The organism is Pseudoclavibacter sp. 8L, from assembly GCF_902506465.1.
GTDB lineage: Bacteria > Actinomycetota > Actinomycetes > Actinomycetales > Microbacteriaceae > Pseudoclavibacter.
Window position 1 is genome coordinate 90,004 of record NZ_LR733185.1, and the last position, 19,385, is coordinate 109,388.

Genomic DNA, 19,385 nt, shown 5'->3' on the forward strand with positions numbered 1-19,385 from the left:
AGTGACCGAGACCAGCCGCCGCATCGACACGAATCAGCAGACCACCGCAGGTTCCCCCGATCGCCTTCCCCTCACGGCAGCGCAGCTGGGCATCTGGTATGCCCAGCAGCTCGACCCGGAGAACCCCAGCTACCAGATCGGACAGTACCTCGATCTCCGCGGCCAGGTCGATGAGCGGCTGCTGCGGATCGCGTTCACGAAGACGGTTGCCGACCTCGACGCGATGAGCCTCGTTCTGGCCGAGGACGGCGACGGGCCGTACGCCCTGATCGAGCGCCCGTCCCCGACTGCTGACCTCCTCACGACCACCGATCTCCGCCAGCTCGGCGAGGAGGAAGCGGTCCGGGTCGCCCGCGAGCGGATGGACCTCGAGCTCGAGACGCCCCGGTCGATGACCGGAGGCGACCTCCTCGGCACGACGCTGTACCGCGTCGCCCAGGAGCGCTGGCTCCTGTTCCAGCGCGTCCACCACGTGCTCCTCGACGGCTACTCGGCCGTCGTCGGCCTGCGCTACCTCGCCGGCGCATACTCCCGGCTCGAGAAGAGCGCCCCTCGCGGCGTGCTCGGCACACTCCTGTCCGGACCCATCGCGCACCTCGCCGCGAGGACCGCGTCTCCCCTGCCCAGCCTGCGCGAGCTCCACGAGCATCTCGACGAGTACGCGGCGTCCGAGAAGCACGAGGCGGATGCTGACTACTGGCGCGCCCAGCTCGCCGACGACAGCGTCGTCACGGGCCTCGAGGGCACGACCGGACGCGCCGCCAAGCGCGTCGTGCGCGTCTCGACGAGCATCCCGGACGCCGACGCGGCTCGGCTCCGAGGGCTGGGTCGTGACATGCCGAAGACGGCCGTGGGCCTCGTGGCCCTGTACCTGTCGAAGATGACCGGACAGGCGCGGGTCTCCGTCGGCCTCCCGGTCACAGCGCGGCGCGGCAAGATCGCGAAGACGACCCCATCGATGCTCTCCAGCATCCTCCCCCTGCGCGTCGATGTCTCCGCGGGGCTCAGCCTCGCCGAGGTCATCGCGAATGCCGGTGACGCGGTCCGCGGGGCCGTCTCCCACCAGCAGTTCCGGGTCGAGGAGGTCGCGCAGACGCACGCGCTCGCGGGCCCCTCCGTCAATCTCCTCCCGGTCATCGACGAACTGGTCTTCGGCCGCGCTCGCGGCACCGTGAACATCCTGTCGACGGGACCGGTGCATGACCTGTCCGTCGTCATCTCGGGGCTCACGAGCGAGGCCGCTGCGCCGACGCTCCAGCTCGAGGGCGACGCGGAGCTGTACACGAGCGACGTCCTGCGCGAGCACGCCTGGCGGATGCTGGAGCTGCTCTCGCAGGTCCTCGACGAGCCGACGACCACCACCGTCACCGACGCCAACGTCGTGCGCGCCGATGAGATCGCGGGGCTCCTCGAGCAGGGCTCAGGCGACGAGGTTCCGATCGGCCAGGAGTCCGTGCTGCGAGCCTTCTCGAAGGTCGCGGCTGTCCGAGACGCGGAGACGGCGGTCGTCGCCGCAGACGGCACGCTCACCTTCGCCGAGCTGGATGAACTCTCGACTCGGCTCGCCCACCACCTCGTGGGCGAGGGCGTGGGTGCGGGGCGCACGGTCGCCGTGCGCATCGAGCGCAGCCGTCATCTCCCCGTGCTCGTGCTCGCGGTCCTCAAGGCGGGTGGCGTGTACGTCCCCCTCGACCCCGAGTACCCCATCGACCGAGTCGGCAACATGATCGAAGACGCGCAACCCGCGCTCCTGCTCACGAGCAAGGCGCAGGAGCAGCGCGACCTGGCGGCGGGAGCGCAGTGGCGGGTCGCAACCCTGCCCATCGATGCCGACACGTCGGTCGCCTGGCGCAGGAAGACGGCGGACCCCAGCGGCCTCCCCACGGTGGCCCCCTCCGAGCTGGCCTACGTCGTGTTCACCTCCGGCAGCACCGGCCGCCCCAAGGGCGTCGGGGTCGACCGCCTCGCCCTCCGGAACCTCTTCGAACACCACAGGGCGGAGATCTTCGACCCAGCAGCCGAGCGCCTCGGCAGGCCGGCGAGGGTCGCCCACACGGCTGGGCTCTCGTTCGACGCCGCCTGGGATCCGCTGCTCTGGCTGTTCGCCGGCCACGAGCTGCACATGATCGACGACGACGTCCGCCGTGACCCCCAGCGGCTCGCCGCGTACTTCGCCGAGCACGAGATCGACGCGATCGAGACGACCCCCTCATTCGCGGAGGCGCTGATCGCAGGCGGACTGTTCGATCAGGACCGCTACCCGACCGAGATCGCGCTCGGCGGAGAAGCCGTCGGACCCGCGCTCTGGGATGTCCTTGCGGCCCAGCACGATGTCCGCGCCCTCAACCTCTACGGGCCGACGGAGACGACCGTCGACAGCCTCATCGCGCCGATCGAGAGCGGCTCCGAGCCGCACATCGGCACCTCCGTGCGCAACACCCGCCACTACCTCCTGGATGCATCGCTCACGCCCGTTCCAGACGGAGCGATCGGCGAGCTGTACCTCGCCGGCGCGAACGTCGCCTCCGGCTACGTCGGGCAGCCAGGCCTCAGCGCCGAGCGCTTCCTCGCCGACCCCTTCGCCGGCGACGGGACACGCATGTACCGCACCGGAGACGTCGTGCGACGCCGCCGCAGCGGCTCGCTCCGATTCCTGGGCCGTATCGATGAGCAGATCAAGATCCGCGGCTACCGGGTCGAGCTCGCCGAGGTGGAGGCCGCGCTGCGTCGCCAGTCCGGCGTCTCGGCCGCTGCTGCGATCGTGGTCGGCGAAGGCGCCTCCGCGCGCCTCGTCGGCTACGTGACCGGCGACAGCGAGCTCACGGACCTGGCCGCGCGCACCAGGGCCGCCCTCGCGACCGAGCTGCCCGGCTACATGGTTCCGAGCAGCGTGCTCGCCCTCAGCGAGCTGCCGATGACGCCGAACGGGAAGCTCGACCGGCGCGCGCTTCCCGCGCCGGACCAGGCGCCGAGCGACCCCGTGCAGCAGCCCCGCACCCGTGCGGAGCGCGTCACGGCCGAAGCATTCGCCGAAGTGCTCGGCATCACCTCGATCGGCGTCGACGAGGACTTCTTCGCCGCGGGAGGACACTCGCTCCTCGCCACGAAGCTCGCCTCGAACCTCTCTGAACGCCTCGAGCGCCAGGTCACGGTGCGCGACGTGTTCGAGCGGCCAACGGTCGCAGGCCTCGCCTCCCTCGATGCCCAGGATGCCGACAACGCTCGAGCGCTCCCACTGGCTCCGATCCCCCATTCTGACGAGCTCCCCGTCTCGCTCGCCCAGCGTCGCCTCTGGTTCCTGAACAGCCTCGAGCCCGGCTCGAGCGCCTACAACATCCCCGTCGTGCTGCACCTGGACGGCGAGCTCGACGTGGCTGCCCTCCGCTGCGCGTTCCGGGACGTCGCGGAGCGCCACGAGCCGCTGCGCACCGTCTTCCCCTACATCGATGGGGAGCCGCGCCAGCGCATCCTCCCGATCGACGTGGGTGCCCCCTCCTTCACGGCCGTCGAGGTCCCCGCGGACCGCGTCGACGAGATCGTCAGGCAGGAATCGCTGCGCCCCTTCGACGTGACCGTCGAGGTTCCGCTGCGCGCGGTGCTCCTGCGCCGCTCCTCGACCTCGCACGTGCTCGTCGCGACCATGCACCACATCGCCTCGGATGGCTGGTCGCTCGCGCCGTTCGCCGCCGACCTCTCCGCGGCCTACACGGCGCGCACGGCTCCCGAGTCCGCCGGCTCGAGCGCCGCCCCGTCCCCCGCGCTACCCGTCTCCTACGCCGACTACACGCTGTGGCAGCGCGAGTCGCTCGGCTCGGAGGAGGACTCCACGAGTGCCATGAGCACCCAGCTCGACTTCTGGCGCCGCGCGCTCGCGGGCGCACCGGACGAGATCGACCTGCCGCGAGACCGCGAGCGCGGGAGCCGGCCAAGCGACATCGGGCACCTCGCCTTCGAGCTCGACGCCGAACGCCACCTCGCGCTGCGCCGCGTCGCCTCGAAGCACCGCACGAGCCTCTTCATCATCCTCCATGCTGCCGTCGCCGCCGCGCTCGGCCAGCACGGCGCAGGCACCGACATCGTCCTCGGCACGCCTGTCGCGGGCCGCGTCGACCCAAAGCTCGAGCGGCTCGTGGGATTCTTCGTCAACACGGTCGCGCTGCGCACCTCCCTGGTCGGCGACCCGACCCTGGCCGAGCTCATCGAGCGCGTCCGGGCGGGGAACACCGACGCCTATGCGCACCAGGACGTGCCGTTCGATGCTGTCGTCGACGCCGTGCGCCCCCCTCGCGTCGCCGATCGCCACCCCGTCTTCCAGGTGCTCCTGACGCTGCAGAACACCGAGCCAGCCCGGCTCGACCTCGGCGACGTCGAGGTGACCGTCCCTGGCCAGGTGACGACGGCAGGCGTGAAGACCGACCTCATGCTCGACTTCTCGACGCCCGCTGGCGACGAGGGGCCGCTCGAGGCCGCGCTCGCCTATGACCTCGCACTGTTCGACGAATCGACGATCGAGCGCATGCGCGACACGGTCGACCGGATGCTGGCCGCCATGGTCGAGACGGTCGATCATCCCCTCTCGGACATCCCCGCCGTCGACGCCGCGACGCGGCACCGCATCGACACGCAGGCCCGTGGCCGCTCACTGGCCGTCGAAGGGACCGTCCTCGACGTGCTCGCAGCCAGCATCCAGCGTGCGCCGCAGGCCTCTGCGCTCGAGGACGCGCACGACAACCTCTCGTTCGCCGAGCTCGGAGCCCGTGTCGACGCCGCGGGCCTGGGGCTCGTCGCCTCCGGCGTGCGTCCCGGCGACCGCGTCGCCATCGCGCTTCCGCGCTCGGGCGATGCGGTGACCCTCGTGCTCGCCGCGCTGCGCTGCGGAGCGATCGCAGTTCCCATCGACATCGACTACCCGGATGCGCGCGTCGCGCAGATCCTCGAGGCGAGCTCGCCCGCGCTGCTGGTCGCGAGCGACGCGGACCGGCTCGCCGCCCTCGCTGCTGACTCCGGCACACCGGCAGCCGCACCCGCCGCGCTCGTCGCACTCGGGGAGAGCGCCGAGGACACGAGCCTGCCGGAGCTCCCCCGCCCCGAGCAGCCCGCCTACCTCGTGTTCACCTCGGGCACGACCGGCACCCCCAAGGGCGTGCAGGTCCCGCACTCCGCACTCGCCAACGTCCAGGCGCAACACGAGGACGCCATGATCGCCCCGCTGCGCTCACGCCTCGACGGGCGAGCCCCGCGCGTCCTGCACGTCGCCGGCCTCGGCTTCGACGCCGCCTGGGACCCGATCCTCTGGCTCGCCGCCGGATCCACGCTCGTGATGGCAACGGACGGCACGCGACGAAGCGCCGACGAGCTCGTGCAGCGCGTCGACGACGCCGCGATCGACGTGCTCGAGACGACGCCCTCCTACGTCCGACAGCTCATCAGCACGGGACTCCTCGACCGGGCCGCGCACCGCGAGACGCCCCTGCTCATCGCACTCGGCGGCGAGGCCGTCTCGCGTGAGCTCTGGGATTCCCTCCTCGCGGCAGACGGCGTCGACGCGTGGAACCTCTACGGCCCGAGCGAGTTCGCCGTCGATTCCGTCGTCACCCGCATCAGCGAACCAGGACGTGTGAGGATCGGCCGCCCCGTCGCAAACGTGACCGCGCGAGTCCTCGACGCATACCTCAGGGATGTGCCTGACGGAGTGCCGGGGGAGCTCCACCTCGCCGGAGCCTCGGAGGCGCACGGCTACCGTGGGCGATCCGCCGAGACCGCGACCGCCTTCATCGCCGACCCTTCCGGGGACGGCACCCGCCTCTACCGGACCGGCGACATCGTCCGCCGCCACGGATCGGGTGAGCTCGAGTTCCTCCGCCGCGACGACGACCAGATCAAGCTGCGCGGCTACCGCATCGAGCTCGGGGATGTCGAGCGCAGCCTCGAGCGCACGGCTGGCGTGGATGCCGCAGTCGCGACCATCCACGCGCCCGCCGGCCAGGACAGCGCGCGGCTCGTCGCCTGGGTCGCCGGGACCGTCGACGCCCAGACTGTCACCACCCACGCCCGTGCTGCACTGCCCGATTACATGGTGCCCTCAACCGTCACCGTGCTCGAGCGTCTGCCCCTGACCCCGAACGGGAAGGTCGACCTCGCAGCGCTGCCCGCGCCCGAGTCCGCCGCCGGTTCGCGACGTCCGCAGACGGACGACGAGCGCGCCATCTGCGAGGCATTCGCCGCCGTCATCGGCCTCGACGAGGTCGGACTGGACGACGACTTCTTCCGCCTCGGCGGTCACTCCCTGCTCGCCGTCGCGCTTGCCGGCGAGCTGCGCACGCGCTTCGGCACCGCACCGGCGCTCCGTGCGATCTTCGAAGCCCCCACGCCTGCACGCCTGCTGGCGCTGCTCGGCCGCACCGGCGAGCGCACGGCGAACGCCGAGATGGCGGCCTCCAGTGCGCGCCCGCCGCTTCGGGAGTGGACGGCAGCGAACCCCCGCGTGGCCGGACAGCCGCTTCCGCTCTCCCCCGGTCAGGCCCGCCTGTGGTTCCTCAACCGACTCGCGCCGAGCTCCGGCGACTACAACGTCGTCCTGAGCGCTCGACTCGACGGCGAACTCGACCGGGAGGCGCTCACCGGCGCGCTCGACGACCTCGTCGCCCGTCACGAGGTGCTGCGCACGAGCTACCCGGAGGCCGATGGGGCACCCGCGCAGCGCATCCACCCCCCTGTCTCCGGCCTGCTCCAGAGCGAGCCGGTCGACGCCTCCGCCGGGTTCGACCTCACTCGCGATCTGCCCCTCCGCGCGGGGCTCTCCGCGCTGGGCGATGGATCCTGGCTGCTCCAGCTCGTCATCCACCACATCGCGACCGACGGAGCCTCACTGGCGCCCCTCGCCCACGACCTCGCAACCGCGTACACCGCGCGAAGGAGCGGCTCCGCAGCGCTCCGACGTCCGCTGCCTGCTCAATTCGCCGACTTCGCGCGCCTGCTCACGGCGCACGAGGACGCGGCAAGCGAAGCACGCGAGCTCACCGCCTGGACCGAGTTCCTCGACGGTGCACCGTCGGTGCTGGAGCTCAGCGCAGACGGCACCCGCGAAGCCGGAAGCGCCCAACCGGCGCGCCAGCTGGCCTTCACGGTCCCCGCGAACGTCGCCACCGGTCTCGGATCCGTGGCCGCAGGCACGTCAGCGAGCGGCTTCCACGGCTGGCTCGGCGCGCTCGCCGGCTTCCTCATGCGAACGGGCTCGGGCACAGACCTCATGATCGGGGCCCCGTCGGCGGGGCGCCAGGATGCTGACCTGAGTGACCTCATCGGGTTCTTCGTCAACACGCTGCCCCTCAGGATCCAGCTCGGAGACGAGACCACCCTGGCCGGCGCCGTCGAGGCCGCACGAGCATCAGCGCTCTTCGGCATCGACCACGAGCAGGTGCCATTCGAGCGCATCGTCGAGGCCGTCGCGCCGGAACGCGTCCTCGGACGCCACCCCCTGTTCCAGACGATGCTGGCCGTGGAAGAGCAGAGCGATCTCCCGCTTGCGCTCCCCGGTGTCGACGTCTCGCCCGTGGCCCCAGAGAGCACAGGAGGCGCGAAGTTCGACCTCTCCTTCACTCTGCGCCCGGCCGAAGCCGGCTCTGACGTGCCAGGAGTGCTCGAGTACAACTCCGCGCTCTTCAGCGAGGCAGCGGCCAACGGCCTCGTCCAGCGACTCCTCGCCTTCCTCACGGTCGCGACGGAGACCCCGGATGCGCCCCTCGCGTCGATCACCATCCCGGGCACCCCGGATCGGCTGCCTGCGTGGCGGCCTGACGACGAAGCGGCTGCGGACGCGGAACTCCGCTCCGTGCTCGAAGCCTTCGATGCCGCGGCAGAGCGCACCCCGGACGCACCGGCCGTCGTCGCCCCAGACGGTGCTGTCGATTTCCGGGCCCTCGCCGAACGAGCCGATCAGGTGGCCCTGGCACTGCGTCGCAGCGGCGTGACACAGGGCGGCGTCGTCGCCTACCGCCTGCCACGGTCGATCGACACGGTCGCCGCGCTCCTCGGAATCTGGCGGGCCGGTGCCGTCGCGATGCCCATCGACCCCGAGTACCCCAGCGAGCGGGTCAACGCGATGATCGATGCAGCCCGTCCCGCGCTGGTCATCGACGGAGGACTCGAGGAGACCCTGGCCGAAGACGCCGACTTCGCCGCCGACGAACCCAGCAGCTCCGAGGTGCGCACCGCACAGCTCGACGCCCCCGCCTACCTCATCTTCACCTCCGGAACGACTGGCGTCCCCAAGGGTGTCCAGGTCCCCCACCGTGCTCTCGCGAGCCTCCTGCGCAGCCACCGCGCGACCCTGCTGCCGGACGCCACAGAGCGCCGCATCCGCGTCGCGCACACCACCGGCGTCGGCTTCGACGCGGCCATGGACCCCATCCTGTGGCTCGCGAGCGGCCACGAGCTGCACGTCATCGCAGACGACGTGCGCCGTGACCCGGAGGCGCTTGTCCAGCTGTTCGCCGACCGGGAGATCAGGGCATGGGAGACGACGCCGAGCTACGTCGAGGCGCTCACCGCGCAGACTGGCCTCGAGCACTGGCTCGACTCGCTCTCGGCCACGGACAGCTTCACGCTCCTCCTCGGCGGCGAAGCGATCAGCGGCGAGCTGTGGACCTGGCTGCGTCGCCGGACCAGCACCCGAGCCTGGAACCTGTACGGCCCGACCGAGGTCGGCGTCGACTCGATGCTCGCCAGCATCGAGGACACGCGAGAGCCCACGCTCGGATCCACGACCCGCGACGTCATCGGCCACGTTCTCGATGCCCGCCTTCGACCGGCACCCGCGGGCAGCATCGGCGAGCTCTGGCTCTCCGGGCCCCAGCTCGCCGACGGCTACACGGGCCGCTCCGCAGCAACCGCCGAGCGCTTCGTCGCCGACCCCTTCGCCCGAGACGGCAGCCGCATGTACCGCACCGGCGATCTCGTGGTCGTGCGGGATGCGATGCCTGACGAGCCCAGCCGCGTCGTCTCGCTCGGCCGCACCGATGCGCAGCTCAAGATCCGCGGACACCGCGTGGAACCCGAGGAGCTGACCCGGGTGATCGCCGAGCAGCCCGGCGTCGCGAGTGCCATTGTCCTTCCCGTCGAGTCGGCCGGACAGACCGTGCTCGGGGCCTGGATCGTGCCGAGCGAGCTGCCCGCCGAGTCGGACGACGAGGCGCGGGAACAGCTGACCGAGCAGGTGCTCGCCGCCGTCCGCGGACGAGTGCCCGACTACATGCATCCGGTCGGCATCACGGTCATCGAGCGCATCCCGCTCACCCCGAACGGCAAGCTCGACCGAGACGCCCTCCCTGATCAGCAGGCGAGCGGAGGCACCGGGCGCGCCCCGAGCACACGGGCGGAACTGGCCGTCGCGGCGGCCTTCGCGGAGACGCTCGGTATCGACGACGTCCGCGCCGACGACTCGTTCTTCGCGCTCGGAGGCCACTCGTTCGTCGCGCAGCCGACCATCCGGGCCATCAACGACGCGCTCGGCACCGAACTGCCCGTGCAAGCCATCTTCCAGGCACCGTCGGTCGAGGGCCTCGCTGCCCTCGCAAGCGACGGTGGCGGTGACATCGCGGAGAGTCTCCGGATGATCCTGCCGCTGCGTCCAGCGCGGGATGCGGACGGCCCCACCGCCGGCCAGGAGCCGCTCTTCGCGGTCCACCCAGCCAGCGGAATCTCCTGGAAGTTCGCGGGACTCCTCGCGCACCTCGAGGGCAGCCGACCGCTCTACGGACTGCAGCTGCCCGGCATCGCCCCTGATGTCGACCACGAATTCGAGCACAGCTCGCTCGATGAGCTGCTCGACGAGTACGTGAAGGCCATGAAGAGCGTTCAGCCCGAGGGCCCGTATCGGATCGTCGGATGGTCCTTCGGCGGACGCCTCGCGCAGCACCTCGCCGCCCACCTGCAGCGCGGCGGCGACGATGTCGAGCTCCTCGCCATCATCGACGCCTACCCGACAGAGCATTCCTCCGTCGCCGGAGTCGACGGCGGTGACCGCATGTGGCGCGCGTTCCTCGACGCCAACGAGGTGGCGGCCCCGGCAGGCGAGCTCGACGCAGAAGCGGTGCGCGCAGTCCTCGCCGAGGCGGGCAACCCGCTCGCGGACATCCCAGCACGGAGCATCGACCGCATGGTGCGTGGCTTCCTGCGCGTCGGGGCGCTCCTCGACACGACCCCGATCCCCACCTTCGAGGGCGGGCTGCACGTGTTCGAGGCGCGTGTCGACGTGCCAGCTGACCGGCCAGCCCCACAGGCCTGGGCGGCGCACGCCACGGGTCGGGTCACCTCGAGCGAAGTGCAGGCTCGCCACTCCGCGCTGCTGGACGACGCCTCCCTTCGCGAGATCGCCCCGGTGCTCGACACGCTCATGTCCGATTCACATGCACAGGTTGCCAACCGATAGCGAGCCTGCTCCGAAGCACCTGGAGAACCATTCGCGCCACCTCACTCACGAACCCCCGCGTGAACAGAGAAGGGAACATCATGACCAATCCGTTCGATGACATCTCCGCAGAGTTCCGAGTCCTCGTCAACGAGCTGCAGCAGCACTCCCTCTGGCCTGACTTCGCCGACGTGCCCGCAGGCTGGGTCGTCGTCTACGGCCCAGCCCTCAAGCAGGCCTGCCTCGACTACGTAACCGAGAACTGGCGAGACATCACGCCCGTCCGCGAGCGCGACCTGGCGGTCTCGTGATCTCGATCCGCGGGCTCAGGAAGCGCTTCGGCGACTTCACTGCGCTCGACGGCGTGGACCTCGAGATCCCAGCTGGCTCCGTTCATGCGCTCCTTGGCCCGAACGGGGCTGGCAAGACCACCACCGTCCGAGTCGTCACGACCCTCCTCGATCCGGATGCCGGCGACGTGCAGGTCGCCGGCCACTCCGTCCGGCACGAGGCTCAGGATGTGCGGCGCAGCATCGGCGTCTCCGGCCAGTACGCGGCCGTCGACGAGAAGCTCACCGGAGTCGAGAACCTGACGATGGTCGGCCAGCTCTACGGCATGCGGCGCCGAGATGCGAAGGCACGCGCGAACGAACTGCTCCGCGACTTCCGCCTCGATGACCTGCACCCCAAGAAGCGCGCGGGCGACTACTCGGGCGGCATGCGTCGACGCCTCGACCTTGCCGGCGCCATCGTCGCCAGGCCGCCCGTCGTGATCCTCGACGAGCCGACGACGGGACTCGACCCGCGCGGGCGTCGCGACACCTGGGATGCGATCCAGACGCTCGCGACAGCAGGCACGACGGTGCTCCTGACGACCCAGTACCTCGAGGAGGCCGACCAGCTGGCCGATGCCATCTCGGTCATCGACTCGGGCCGGATCGTGGCAGAGGGCACCGCGTCGGCGCTCAAGGCGCGAGCCGGAGGAGCCGCGATCGATCTTGTGCTCGAGCGAGCTGAGGATGGCCACCGGGCCCTCCAGATCGTCGCCGCGATCGGACGCGAGGCCTCCCTCGACGACCGCGCCGTGCGCATCACCGCCAAGGCACCGAACGGCAGCCGTGATCTCGCGGCCGTGCTCGCGGGCCTCTCGGAGGCCGGAATCGGCACGATCGAGGCGGCGCTGCGTCAGCCGACCCTTGACGAGGTCTTCCTCCAGATCACGGGACAGCGACCCGACGACGCGTCTGCCGACGCGCACACCAATGACGAGCGAGAGGCGGTTACCGCATGAGCGCAATCACCGCAGCCTTCCGCGACGGCAGCATCGTCGCCCGCAGGAACGTGCTCAACGTGCAGCGCACGCCGGGCGCCCTCGTGACCGGCATCGCGCAGCCCATCATCTTCGTCCTCATCCTCGCCTTCGTCTTCGGCGGCGCGTTAGGTGGCGCCGACTACCGGCAGTTCCTGATCGGCGGCATCCTCGCCCAGACGCTGACCTTCAACTCCTCGTTCACCGCCGTCTACCTCGCGAAAGACCTGCAGTCGGGCCTCATCGATCGCCTCCGCACGCTCCCCATGTCGCGCGTCGGCGTCATCCTCGGGCGGACGAGCTCCGACCTCGTCACGAGCGTCATCTCCATCGCCGTGATCCTGACGTGCGGACTCGCGATCGGGTGGCGCGTCGAATCCGGCCCGCTCGAAGTCCTCGCCGCCTTCGCGCTGCTGCTGCTCTTCGCCTTCGCGACCTCCTGGATCGGCGCGACCATCGCGCTGACCGCGAAGAGCGTCGAGGTCGCACAGAGCCTCGGCCTCCTGTGGCTGTTCCCCGTCTGCTTCATCTCCGGTGCCTTCGTCTCGGCCGATATGCTCCCCGGCCCCCTGCGGGCGTTCGCGGAGTGGAACCCGGTCACGGCGGTCGCCAGCGCCGTCAGAGAGCTCTTCGGCAACGCGGCCCCGAGCGGCTTCACCGCCGCCGGTGGCTGGCCTGCCGAGAACGCCGTCCTGTACGCGTTCCTGTGCAGCGTCGCGATCATCGCGATCTTCGCGCCCATCGCCGTGTGGCAGTACCGCCGCATCAGCCGCCGATGATCGCCGTGCTCGCCGCTGGCATCGACGAGGTGCTCGACGCCGCGTCGCAGTGCGCGGGCACCGACGATCTCGCCGCCGCCAGTGCTCGGAGCACCGAGGAGCTGCGCCGCCGCACGCTGGCGGGGCGCGCCGCCCTCCGGCTGCTGGCGGCCTGGGGCCGCGGGGTCCCGCTCGAGCTGGCCGGCGAGCTCGACATCGACCGCCGCTGCGCAGACTGCGGCGGGCGCCACGGGCAGCCGACGAGCAGCGACCTCTCGCTCAGCTCCTCGACGACGAGCGGCCGGGTGCTCGTCGCGATCGCAGACCCGGCGGATGCGATCGGCGTCGACATCGAGACCGTGCCGACACAGCTGTGGTCCGAGTTCGACGCGTACGCCCTGCACCCAGCAGAGCGGCTGCGGATGCCCGCGCCGACGCAGCGGGTGGGCGTCGCCGATCGCATCGCCCTCTGGACCGCGAAGGAGGCTGCGCTGAAGGTCTCCGGCCGTGGCCTGCGAGACGAGCCGTCCTCGCTGCTCGTCGAGGAGCATCCGCTCGATGGGCACCCCTCCTGGCGCCTCGTCCGCGGCGCGCCCAGCCCAGCATCGGGTCCGTCGCCCGTGAGCGTGCGCGCGCTCGCGATCGGCGGCAGCGCGGCGGCATCGATCGCCACCAACCGCCCGCAGGAGGTGCGGCTGTGGAGCATGCCCGAGCTGCTGACCGAGCTCGGCTGTCTCCCGGACACCGGCTACGACGTGGGCGAGCTCTCGCACCTCGCCTGACCGGGGACGCTTCCCGAGCGCTCACGTGGACCGAGCCCGCCCCAGGTGGGCCGAGCCCGCCAGGTGGGCCGAGCCCGCCAGGTGGGAAAAGGCTGTGCTTCCCACCCCACACCGACCGGTGTCTTCCCCGATTTCAGGCTCGGAAAGCACAATGTCGCTATGCGGAGAGTCAACGTCATCGTGGCCGGCACCGTTCAGGGCGTCGGCTACCGCTTCACCACGGCGCAGGAAGCACAGCGTCTGGGGGTGAGCGGCTGGGTCCGCAACCTGCACGACGGCCGTGTCGAAGCGGAGCTCGAAGGAGAGGAGCACCAAGTCGATGCGCTCCTCGCGTGGATGAGCAAGGGGCCCCCGTACGCCGAAGTCACCGCATCTCGTGTCTCTGAGCGCACCCCTAAGGGAACCGAGGGCTTCCGCGTCGTCCGCTGAACCTGCCTGGGCTGGCCTCCCCCCGCTAGGTCGTGAGCCCGCCGAAGAGCACCGAGACCATCATGGCGACGATGACCGAGTTGAAGGCGAACGCCAGCACCACGTTGGTCCGGGCGATGCGCCAGCCGCGGCGAGAGGTGATCTCAGCCGACGCCGTCGCCGCCATCGTCGACATCAGCACCGCGAGCGTGAGGTAGTCGCCGAAGCGCGGCTCCTCCTCGAACGGGAACACGATCTGCGACCGGCGCGCGGTGCCCCGCTCTTCCTCATCCGCTCCCCCAAGGTCCGCCTCAGCCTCAGGGACGGCATCGAGACGCAGGTACTCCAACGCGAACGCGTAGACCATGAGCGCCCAGGAGGCCGCGACCGTGGCGAGCCCGAGCACCACGAAGATGGTCTGGTCGCGGAAGGCGGGTTCCTGCGCGATCGCAACCGTGAGAGCGACCGCGACCATGGCGCCCGCCATCGTCCAGTCCGTCGCTCCCCCGTAGCCGACGAGCCGGTGCCACCAGCGGCGTTTCGTGATGCGCTCTCGCCTCGAGGCGACACGCAGCTGCACCGCGTCCGCAGTGCGATACGCGAGGTGCGTCCAGACCAGGTACACCGTTCCGAACAGGGGCCAGAACACGATGAAGATGCTCACGAGGTAGCGAACCGTGTCGCCGATCTCGACGCCGAGGCGTCTCGCCACCAACAGGTAGAAGGCCGCTGCGAACGGCACCGCGATGAGCGCGCTCCAGTTGGCCCGTGCAGTGTCGCCCGTGATGCGTCTCGCCATGCGGCTATCCTCCCGCATCGGGCGGGAATCAAGCGGAGCCAAGACTCGCCGATCTCACCGAATCAGGCCACCCGGATATGGGCGTCGGAGGCGCGCGTCGCGAACGAGACGCGGCTCAAACGAAAAAGCCCCGGTCAGCTTCGACTGACCGGGGCTTCATGGTGGATCTGAGGGGATTCGAACCCCTGACCCCCTGCATGCCATGCAGGTGCGCTACCAGCTGCGCCACAGACCCGCACCCGTTTCCGGGAACTCGAAAATAATAGCTCAGAAGCTGGGACGCACCAAATCGAGGCGGCCAGCGCGTGTCGCTACCGAGCGGTGCGGCGTGGCCACGCATCCACGCCCATGCGCACCGCGATGACGACGAGGAAGGCCGCGAAGAGCAGATTCGCGAGCGACGGCGAGATGGCCGCGGCGCTCAAGCCCCCGAGGCTCGTCGTGAGACAGGCAGCGCCACCGACCGCGAGACCGGCGCCCACGTCCACGTTCTTGCGTCGCAGGTTGCTGATCGTGCCGGACAGCGCCGTCGGAATCATCATGAGCAGGGAGCTGCCCTTCGCGAGCAGGTCGCTCGAGCCGAAGAGCACGACCAGCATCGGCACGACCACGACTCCACCGCCGATGCCCAGCAGACCGGACAGCACACCCGTGCAGAGACCCAGGAACACCAGCAGGACACCACCGAGCAGATCGATGTGCACCGCGGCATCCCTCGACGGCACGACGAGGAAGAGCGAGACGATGACAACCCCGATGAACGCGATGAACGCCCACTGCAGCGTGCGCTTCGAGACCTTCTCCAGCAGCCACGACCCGAGCGGGGCACCCGCGATCGCGCCGACGGCCAGGAGCCCCGCCAGGAGCAGGTCGACGTTGCCGCCGACCGCATATGTCACCACACCGACGATCGCCGACGGCAGGATGGCGAGCAACGAGGTGCCAGCGGCCAGGCGGGTGTCGAGCCGCACCAGATAGACGAGTGCGGGCACGATGAGGATGCCCCCGCCGACCCCGAAGAGCCCCGAGAGGAAGCCCGCGAGCAAGCCGGTGAGAATGAGCCACGCCCATCCGCCCTTCGACCTGCGGGGCGTCACGTTGCTCAGCTCTGCTCAGCCTGGTTCGGCTCGGTGGCGACCGCGTCGCCCTCGCCGAGATCGAGCTTCACGACGGGTGCGTCGTTCCACAGGCGCTCAAGCCCGTAGAACGTGCGCTCCTCCTCGTGGAAGACGTGCACCACGATGTCGTTGAAGTCGAGGAGCACCCAGCGGCCCTCACGACGGCCCTCGCGGCGCAGCGTGCGCTGCCCGATGTCGCGCATCGCGTCCTCGATCTCATCGGCGATGGAGAGCACCATGCGCTCGTTGCGACCGGAGACGAGGAGGAAGATGTCCGTGAGCGGCATGTTGTTCGAGACATCCAGGGCGACGATATCGAAGCCGAGTCTCTTGTCGGCAGCCTTCGCTGCGATGTCTGCCAGTTCGATTGCTCGCGTACTCGCGGTCATTCGGTCCCTTTCATTGAGAGCCCAGAAGAGCTCAACGTGGTGTCCGAGAGGCGATGCGCTCGCCAGCTGATCAGAACCAACCCTGAACAATACCCAGGATCACTGCGACAACGCCAGCCACAGCGACGGCGAGGCCACTCACGACCGCCCAGATCGACAGCCGCACGCCGTGCCCGCGACGGGGTGCGAGCGGCATTCCAGGCTCGCGCACCGCGCGGCTGGCCGCGACAGGGCTGTGCTCCTCGGCGACCCTCGAGTGCAGCTGCTCGTCGCCCTCGTCAGCGTGGTCGATCTCCGGCGAGTCGAGCCCCGTCGTCAGCGTGCCGAAGTTGGAGAGCTCGCGGGAGACCTGCATCTTGCCCGTGATCATGAGATCACCCGCGCCACTGAGGGCGCCGGTGATATCGGGCGAGCTCATCTCCGGCATGACGATCATGCCGGTCGGCGTCTCGTCCGTGGAGTGGCTGGCCATAACGAGGCGTCGGAAGTAGTCGCCGCTCGTGCCGTCCTCCTGCGCCTCCTGCTCGACGGCCGCCGGGCTCCGATTGAACGAGTCGCCGGGCAGCTCAGGGGCCTCGGGCACCTCCGGGGCTTCGAGCGTCGCCGGCACCTCGATCGGGGTCGGCGAGAGGCCTTCGATCTGGAGCGGCGCCTCGAGCGCGACGCCGGATGCGAGCTGAGCCGGCTGGGCCGTTCCAGCGGGAGGGGCCGGAGCGGCTGGAACGACAGGAGCGGCTTCGTCGGATCCCGCCCCAGCCTCCACGGAGACCGTCGGCGTCATCGTCGGGAGCTCGGGCTGCTCGCCCTTCTCGCGGCGACGTTCGAGCTCGCGAAGCTCGCGGCGAGTCAGTGGGGCGTCACTCATATGGCATCAATCTCTTCTGCCGTGTACAGCCTGTGCTTGGCCATGTACTGCACGACACCATCTGGCACCAGGTACCAGACCGGCTTCTCCTCGTAGGCCCTTGCCCGGATGTCCGTCGAGGAGATCGCCAGGGCTGGGATCTTGAGCGCCGTCACCTTGTCGGCTGGGATGCCGTCGGTGCGCATCTCGTGCCCTGGCCGCGAGACCGCGACGAACTGGGCGAGCTCGAACAGCTCGAGCGAGTTCTTCCACCCGAGGATCTGCGCGATGGCATCGGCACCCGTGATGAAGTAAAGGTCTGCGTCCGGACGGAGTCGCTGAACGTCGCGCAGGGTGTCGATCGTATAGGTGGGGCCATCGCGGTCGACGTCGACGCGACTCACCTTGAACCGGGGGTTCGAGGCCGTCGCGATGACCGTCATCAGGTAGCGGTGCTCGACCGGGGTGACGTGCGACTTGTGCGACGGCTTCCCCGTCGGCACGAAGAGCACCTCATCGAGATCGAAGTGCGCCGCCGCCTCGCTCGCCGCCACGAGGTGCCCGTGGTGGATCGGATCGAAGGTTCCACCCATGACGCCGACTCTGCGGCGCTCGGGAACGGGGGAAGGCTCGACGGTGTGAGGCATAGGGGGGGCGCGGCTCCGCGCTAGTGCTTCGAGTGCTCCGAGCCGGCCTCGATGACGCCAGCGTGGTTGAACGGCTCGTACGGAACGACCTTGGAGTCGACCGGGTTGCTGTGCCACGTGTTGCGGAACGCGTACGTGACGACGATGAGGGCAACGAAGGCGACGAGCGTGACGACACCGAACATGATCGGGGGCATCACCAGCTCGTTGACGATGTGGTGCCCCTCTTCGGCCAGCACGGTTTGGGCCAGCACGGCATCAGCAAGCGCAGCGGGAATCAGCTCGATCATGCGTCCCACCCTACCAATGTTCGCGAGGTCACTCGTCGACCTTCCACACGCCACCCTCGCGCTCGCGCTCGAGTTCGGCACGCGCCGCGGCCTTGCCGTCCATTCGCTCGTAGTAGCCCTCGCGCCGCTCACGCGTGGTGGTGCGGCCGTTCTCCTCGAGGCGGCTATCGGTGCCACGCGGCGAGACCGTGAGCTCTGCCGCGCTCGTGAGCGTCGGCTCCCAGTCGAAGACGATGCCCTGCGCGCCAGGTCCGATGATGACGGCGGAGCCGGCGACTGCACCGGCCTTGAAGAGGGCTTCCTCGACACCGATCTTGTTGAGGCGGTCCGCGAGGTAGCCGATGGCCTCATCGTTCGCGAAGTCCGTCTGCGCGACCCAGCGCTGCGGCTTCTCACCGAGGATCCGGTACGTGTTGCCGTGCGTTCCGCCCTCGACGCGGATCTCGAACGGCTTCTCGTCGACGGGGCGCGGACGCAGCACGATGCGCGGCTTGATGGCCAGCTCGGCGAGCTTGGCTTCCCTATCGCGGTCGATGAGCTCGCCAAGCGCGAAGGAGAGCTCCTTGAGGCCCTCGTGGCTCACCGTCGAGATCTCGAAGACACGGTAGCCGCGCTCCTCCAGCTCGGGGCGCACGAAGTCGGCGAGCTCCCGCCCATCGTGCAGGTCGATCTTATTGAGCGCGATGAACTGCGGACGCTCCAGGAGCGGCGTCTGCCCCTCTGGCACCGGGTAGTTGCCGAGCTCCTCGAGGATGACATCGAGGTCGCTGATCGGGTCGCGGCCCGGGTCGAGTGTTCCGCAGTCGAGCACGTGCAGCAGCGCGGAGCACCGCTCGACGTGCCGCAGGAAGTCCAGGCCGAGGCCCTTGCCCTCGCTCGCACCCTCGATGAGCCCGGGAACATCTGCGACCGTATAGCGGTACTGGGCCGCCTGCACGACGCCGAGGTTCGGGTGGAGCGTGGTGAACGGGTAGTCGGCGATCTTCGGCTTGGCCGCGGACATCGCCGCGATGAGGCTCGACTTGCCAGCGGATGGGTAGCCGACGAAGGCCACATCCGCGACGATCTTGAGCTCGAGCTGAACCTGCAGCTCCTCGCCGGGCGTGCCGAGCAGAGCAAAGCCCGGCGCCTTGCGCTTCGTGTTGGAGAGTGACGCGTTGCCGAGCCCGCCCTGTCCGCCCTCGGCAGCGACGTAGCGCATACCGGGCTCGGAGAGATCAGCGAGTTCGACGCCGTCAGCGTCGCGGACGACCGTTCCGATGGGAACCGGCAGATCGAGCGGCTGACCGGTGTACCCGTTGCGCCAATCGCCCATGCCGAAGCCGCCCTTGTCGCTCGAGCGATGAGGCTTGTGGTGGTACGACAGCAGCGTCGTCTCCTGCGGGTCGGCGTAGAACGTGATGCTGCCGCCGTTGCCGCCATCACCGCCGTCGGGGCCGGCGAGTGGCTTGAACTTCTCGCGCTTGACAGAGACGCAGCCGTTGCCACCCTCTCCAGCGCGCAGATACAGCGTCACCTGGTCGACGAAGGTGGCCATGAAGAGCTCCTGTAGAACGATAAGTCGTGAAAATACGGATGAGGGGCGGACCGTGGCCCGCCCCTCATCCTGACACCGCCCTGGATTCAGGGACTG

The 19,385-nt window shown here is 69.9% G+C and carries 13 protein-coding genes and 1 tRNA gene; 6 read left to right on the forward strand and 8 right to left on the reverse strand.

The features are described 5' to 3' along the window. Nucleotide 1: 1 nt before the first annotated feature. The 6 genes from GV007_RS00420 to GV007_RS00445 all read left to right on the forward strand — a co-directional run bounded on the left by GV007_RS00420 (nucleotide 2) and on the right by GV007_RS00445 (nucleotide 13,686). Nucleotides 2–10,429: a non-ribosomal peptide synthetase gene (locus tag GV007_RS00420; RefSeq protein ID WP_160070534.1), complete on the forward strand. Its 10,428-nt coding sequence runs from the start codon at nucleotides 2–4 to the stop codon at nucleotides 10,427–10,429. 80 nt (nucleotides 10,430–10,509) lie between these two features. Then, complete coding sequence (locus GV007_RS00425) at nucleotides 10,510–10,719, forward strand: MbtH family protein (RefSeq protein WP_160070535.1); 210 nt, start codon at nucleotides 10,510–10,512, stop codon at nucleotides 10,717–10,719. After that, complete coding sequence (locus GV007_RS00430) at nucleotides 10,716–11,699, forward strand: ATP-binding cassette domain-containing protein (protein ID WP_160070536.1); 984 nt, start codon at nucleotides 10,716–10,718, stop codon at nucleotides 11,697–11,699. The genes GV007_RS00425 and GV007_RS00430 overlap by 4 nt, the downstream gene beginning before the upstream one ends. Then, nucleotides 11,696–12,496, forward strand: coding sequence for an ABC transporter permease (locus GV007_RS00435; RefSeq protein WP_160070537.1), 801 nt, complete (start codon nucleotides 11,696–11,698; stop codon nucleotides 12,494–12,496). Before GV007_RS00430 ends, GV007_RS00435 begins: the two co-directional genes overlap by 4 nt. Further along, nucleotides 12,493–13,257 (forward strand): 4'-phosphopantetheinyl transferase family protein, encoded by a 765-nt coding sequence (locus tag GV007_RS00440; RefSeq protein ID WP_160070538.1) that lies wholly within the window; start codon nucleotides 12,493–12,495, stop codon nucleotides 13,255–13,257. The genes GV007_RS00435 and GV007_RS00440 overlap by 4 nt, the downstream gene beginning before the upstream one ends. A 159-nt stretch (nucleotides 13,258–13,416) precedes the next feature. Further along, nucleotides 13,417–13,686, forward strand: a complete 270-nt coding sequence (locus GV007_RS00445; RefSeq protein ID WP_160070539.1) for an acylphosphatase — start codon at nucleotides 13,417–13,419, stop codon at nucleotides 13,684–13,686. A gap of 25 nt (nucleotides 13,687–13,711) precedes the next feature. On the opposite strand, the gene GV007_RS00450 is transcribed toward GV007_RS00445, so the two are convergent. The 8 genes from GV007_RS00450 to obgE all read right to left on the reverse strand — a co-directional run bounded on the left by GV007_RS00450 (nucleotide 13,712) and on the right by obgE (nucleotide 19,289). After that, nucleotides 13,712–14,464 (reverse strand): DUF1345 domain-containing protein, encoded by a 753-nt coding sequence (locus tag GV007_RS00450; protein ID WP_160070540.1) that lies wholly within the window; start codon nucleotides 14,462–14,464, stop codon nucleotides 13,712–13,714. Between the two features lie 159 nt (nucleotides 14,465–14,623). After that, a tRNA-Ala gene (locus tag GV007_RS00455) sits at nucleotides 14,624–14,699 on the reverse strand. Between the two features lie 76 nt (nucleotides 14,700–14,775). Continuing rightward, nucleotides 14,776–15,561: a sulfite exporter TauE/SafE family protein gene (locus tag GV007_RS00460; RefSeq protein ID WP_236558220.1), complete on the reverse strand. Its 786-nt coding sequence runs from the start codon at nucleotides 15,559–15,561 to the stop codon at nucleotides 14,776–14,778. Nucleotides 15,562–15,566: 5 nt separating this feature from the next. Next, the gene (rsfS, locus tag GV007_RS00465) at nucleotides 15,567–15,971 is read right to left on the reverse strand and encodes a ribosome silencing factor (RefSeq protein WP_160070541.1); all 405 of its coding nucleotides are present in this window, start codon (nucleotides 15,969–15,971) and stop codon (nucleotides 15,567–15,569) included. A gap of 70 nt (nucleotides 15,972–16,041) precedes the next feature. Beyond that, the gene (locus GV007_RS00470; protein ID WP_160070542.1) at nucleotides 16,042–16,836 is read right to left on the reverse strand and encodes a hypothetical protein; all 795 of its coding nucleotides are present in this window, start codon (nucleotides 16,834–16,836) and stop codon (nucleotides 16,042–16,044) included. Next, nucleotides 16,833–17,462 carry a nicotinate-nucleotide adenylyltransferase gene (gene nadD / locus GV007_RS00475; protein ID WP_104240830.1) on the reverse strand — a complete coding sequence of 210 codons (630 nt, stop codon included), beginning with the start codon at nucleotides 17,460–17,462 and terminating at the stop codon, nucleotides 16,833–16,835. Before nadD ends, GV007_RS00470 begins: the two co-directional genes overlap by 4 nt. Nucleotides 17,463–17,482: 20 nt before the next feature. Then, nucleotides 17,483–17,752 carry a hypothetical protein gene (locus tag GV007_RS00480; RefSeq protein ID WP_104331507.1) on the reverse strand — a complete coding sequence of 90 codons (270 nt, stop codon included), beginning with the start codon at nucleotides 17,750–17,752 and terminating at the stop codon, nucleotides 17,483–17,485. Between the two features lie 28 nt (nucleotides 17,753–17,780). Beyond that, complete coding sequence (gene obgE, locus GV007_RS00485) at nucleotides 17,781–19,289, reverse strand: GTPase ObgE (protein WP_160070543.1); 1,509 nt, start codon at nucleotides 19,287–19,289, stop codon at nucleotides 17,781–17,783. Nucleotides 19,290–19,385: the final 96 nt, after the last annotated feature.

Excerpts from the sequence above, each read along its gene's own strand:
- GV007_RS00425 (WP_160070535.1), top strand. The coding sequence starts at position 10,510 with ATGACCAATCCGTTCGATGACATCTCCGCAGAGTTCCGAGTCCTCGTC.
- GV007_RS00435 (WP_160070537.1), top strand. The coding sequence starts at position 11,696 with ATGAGCGCAATCACCGCAGCCTTCCGCGACGGCAGCATCGTCGCCCGC.
- GV007_RS00440 (WP_160070538.1), top strand. The coding sequence starts at position 12,493 with ATGATCGCCGTGCTCGCCGCTGGCATCGACGAGGTGCTCGACGCCGCG.
- GV007_RS00445 (WP_160070539.1), top strand. The coding sequence starts at position 13,417 with ATGCGGAGAGTCAACGTCATCGTGGCCGGCACCGTTCAGGGCGTCGGC.
- GV007_RS00450 (WP_160070540.1), bottom strand. The coding sequence starts at position 14,464 with ATGGCGAGACGCATCACGGGCGACACTGCACGGGCCAACTGGAGCGCG.
- rsfS (WP_160070541.1), bottom strand. The coding sequence starts at position 15,971 with ATGACCGCGAGTACGCGAGCAATCGAACTGGCAGACATCGCAGCGAAG.
- GV007_RS00470 (WP_160070542.1), bottom strand. The coding sequence starts at position 16,836 with ATGAGTGACGCCCCACTGACTCGCCGCGAGCTTCGCGAGCTCGAACGT.
- nadD (WP_104240830.1), bottom strand. The coding sequence starts at position 17,462 with ATGCCTCACACCGTCGAGCCTTCCCCCGTTCCCGAGCGCCGCAGAGTC.
- GV007_RS00480 (WP_104331507.1), bottom strand. The coding sequence starts at position 17,752 with ATGATCGAGCTGATTCCCGCTGCGCTTGCTGATGCCGTGCTGGCCCAA.
- obgE (WP_160070543.1), bottom strand. The coding sequence starts at position 19,289 with ATGGCCACCTTCGTCGACCAGGTGACGCTGTATCTGCGCGCTGGAGAG.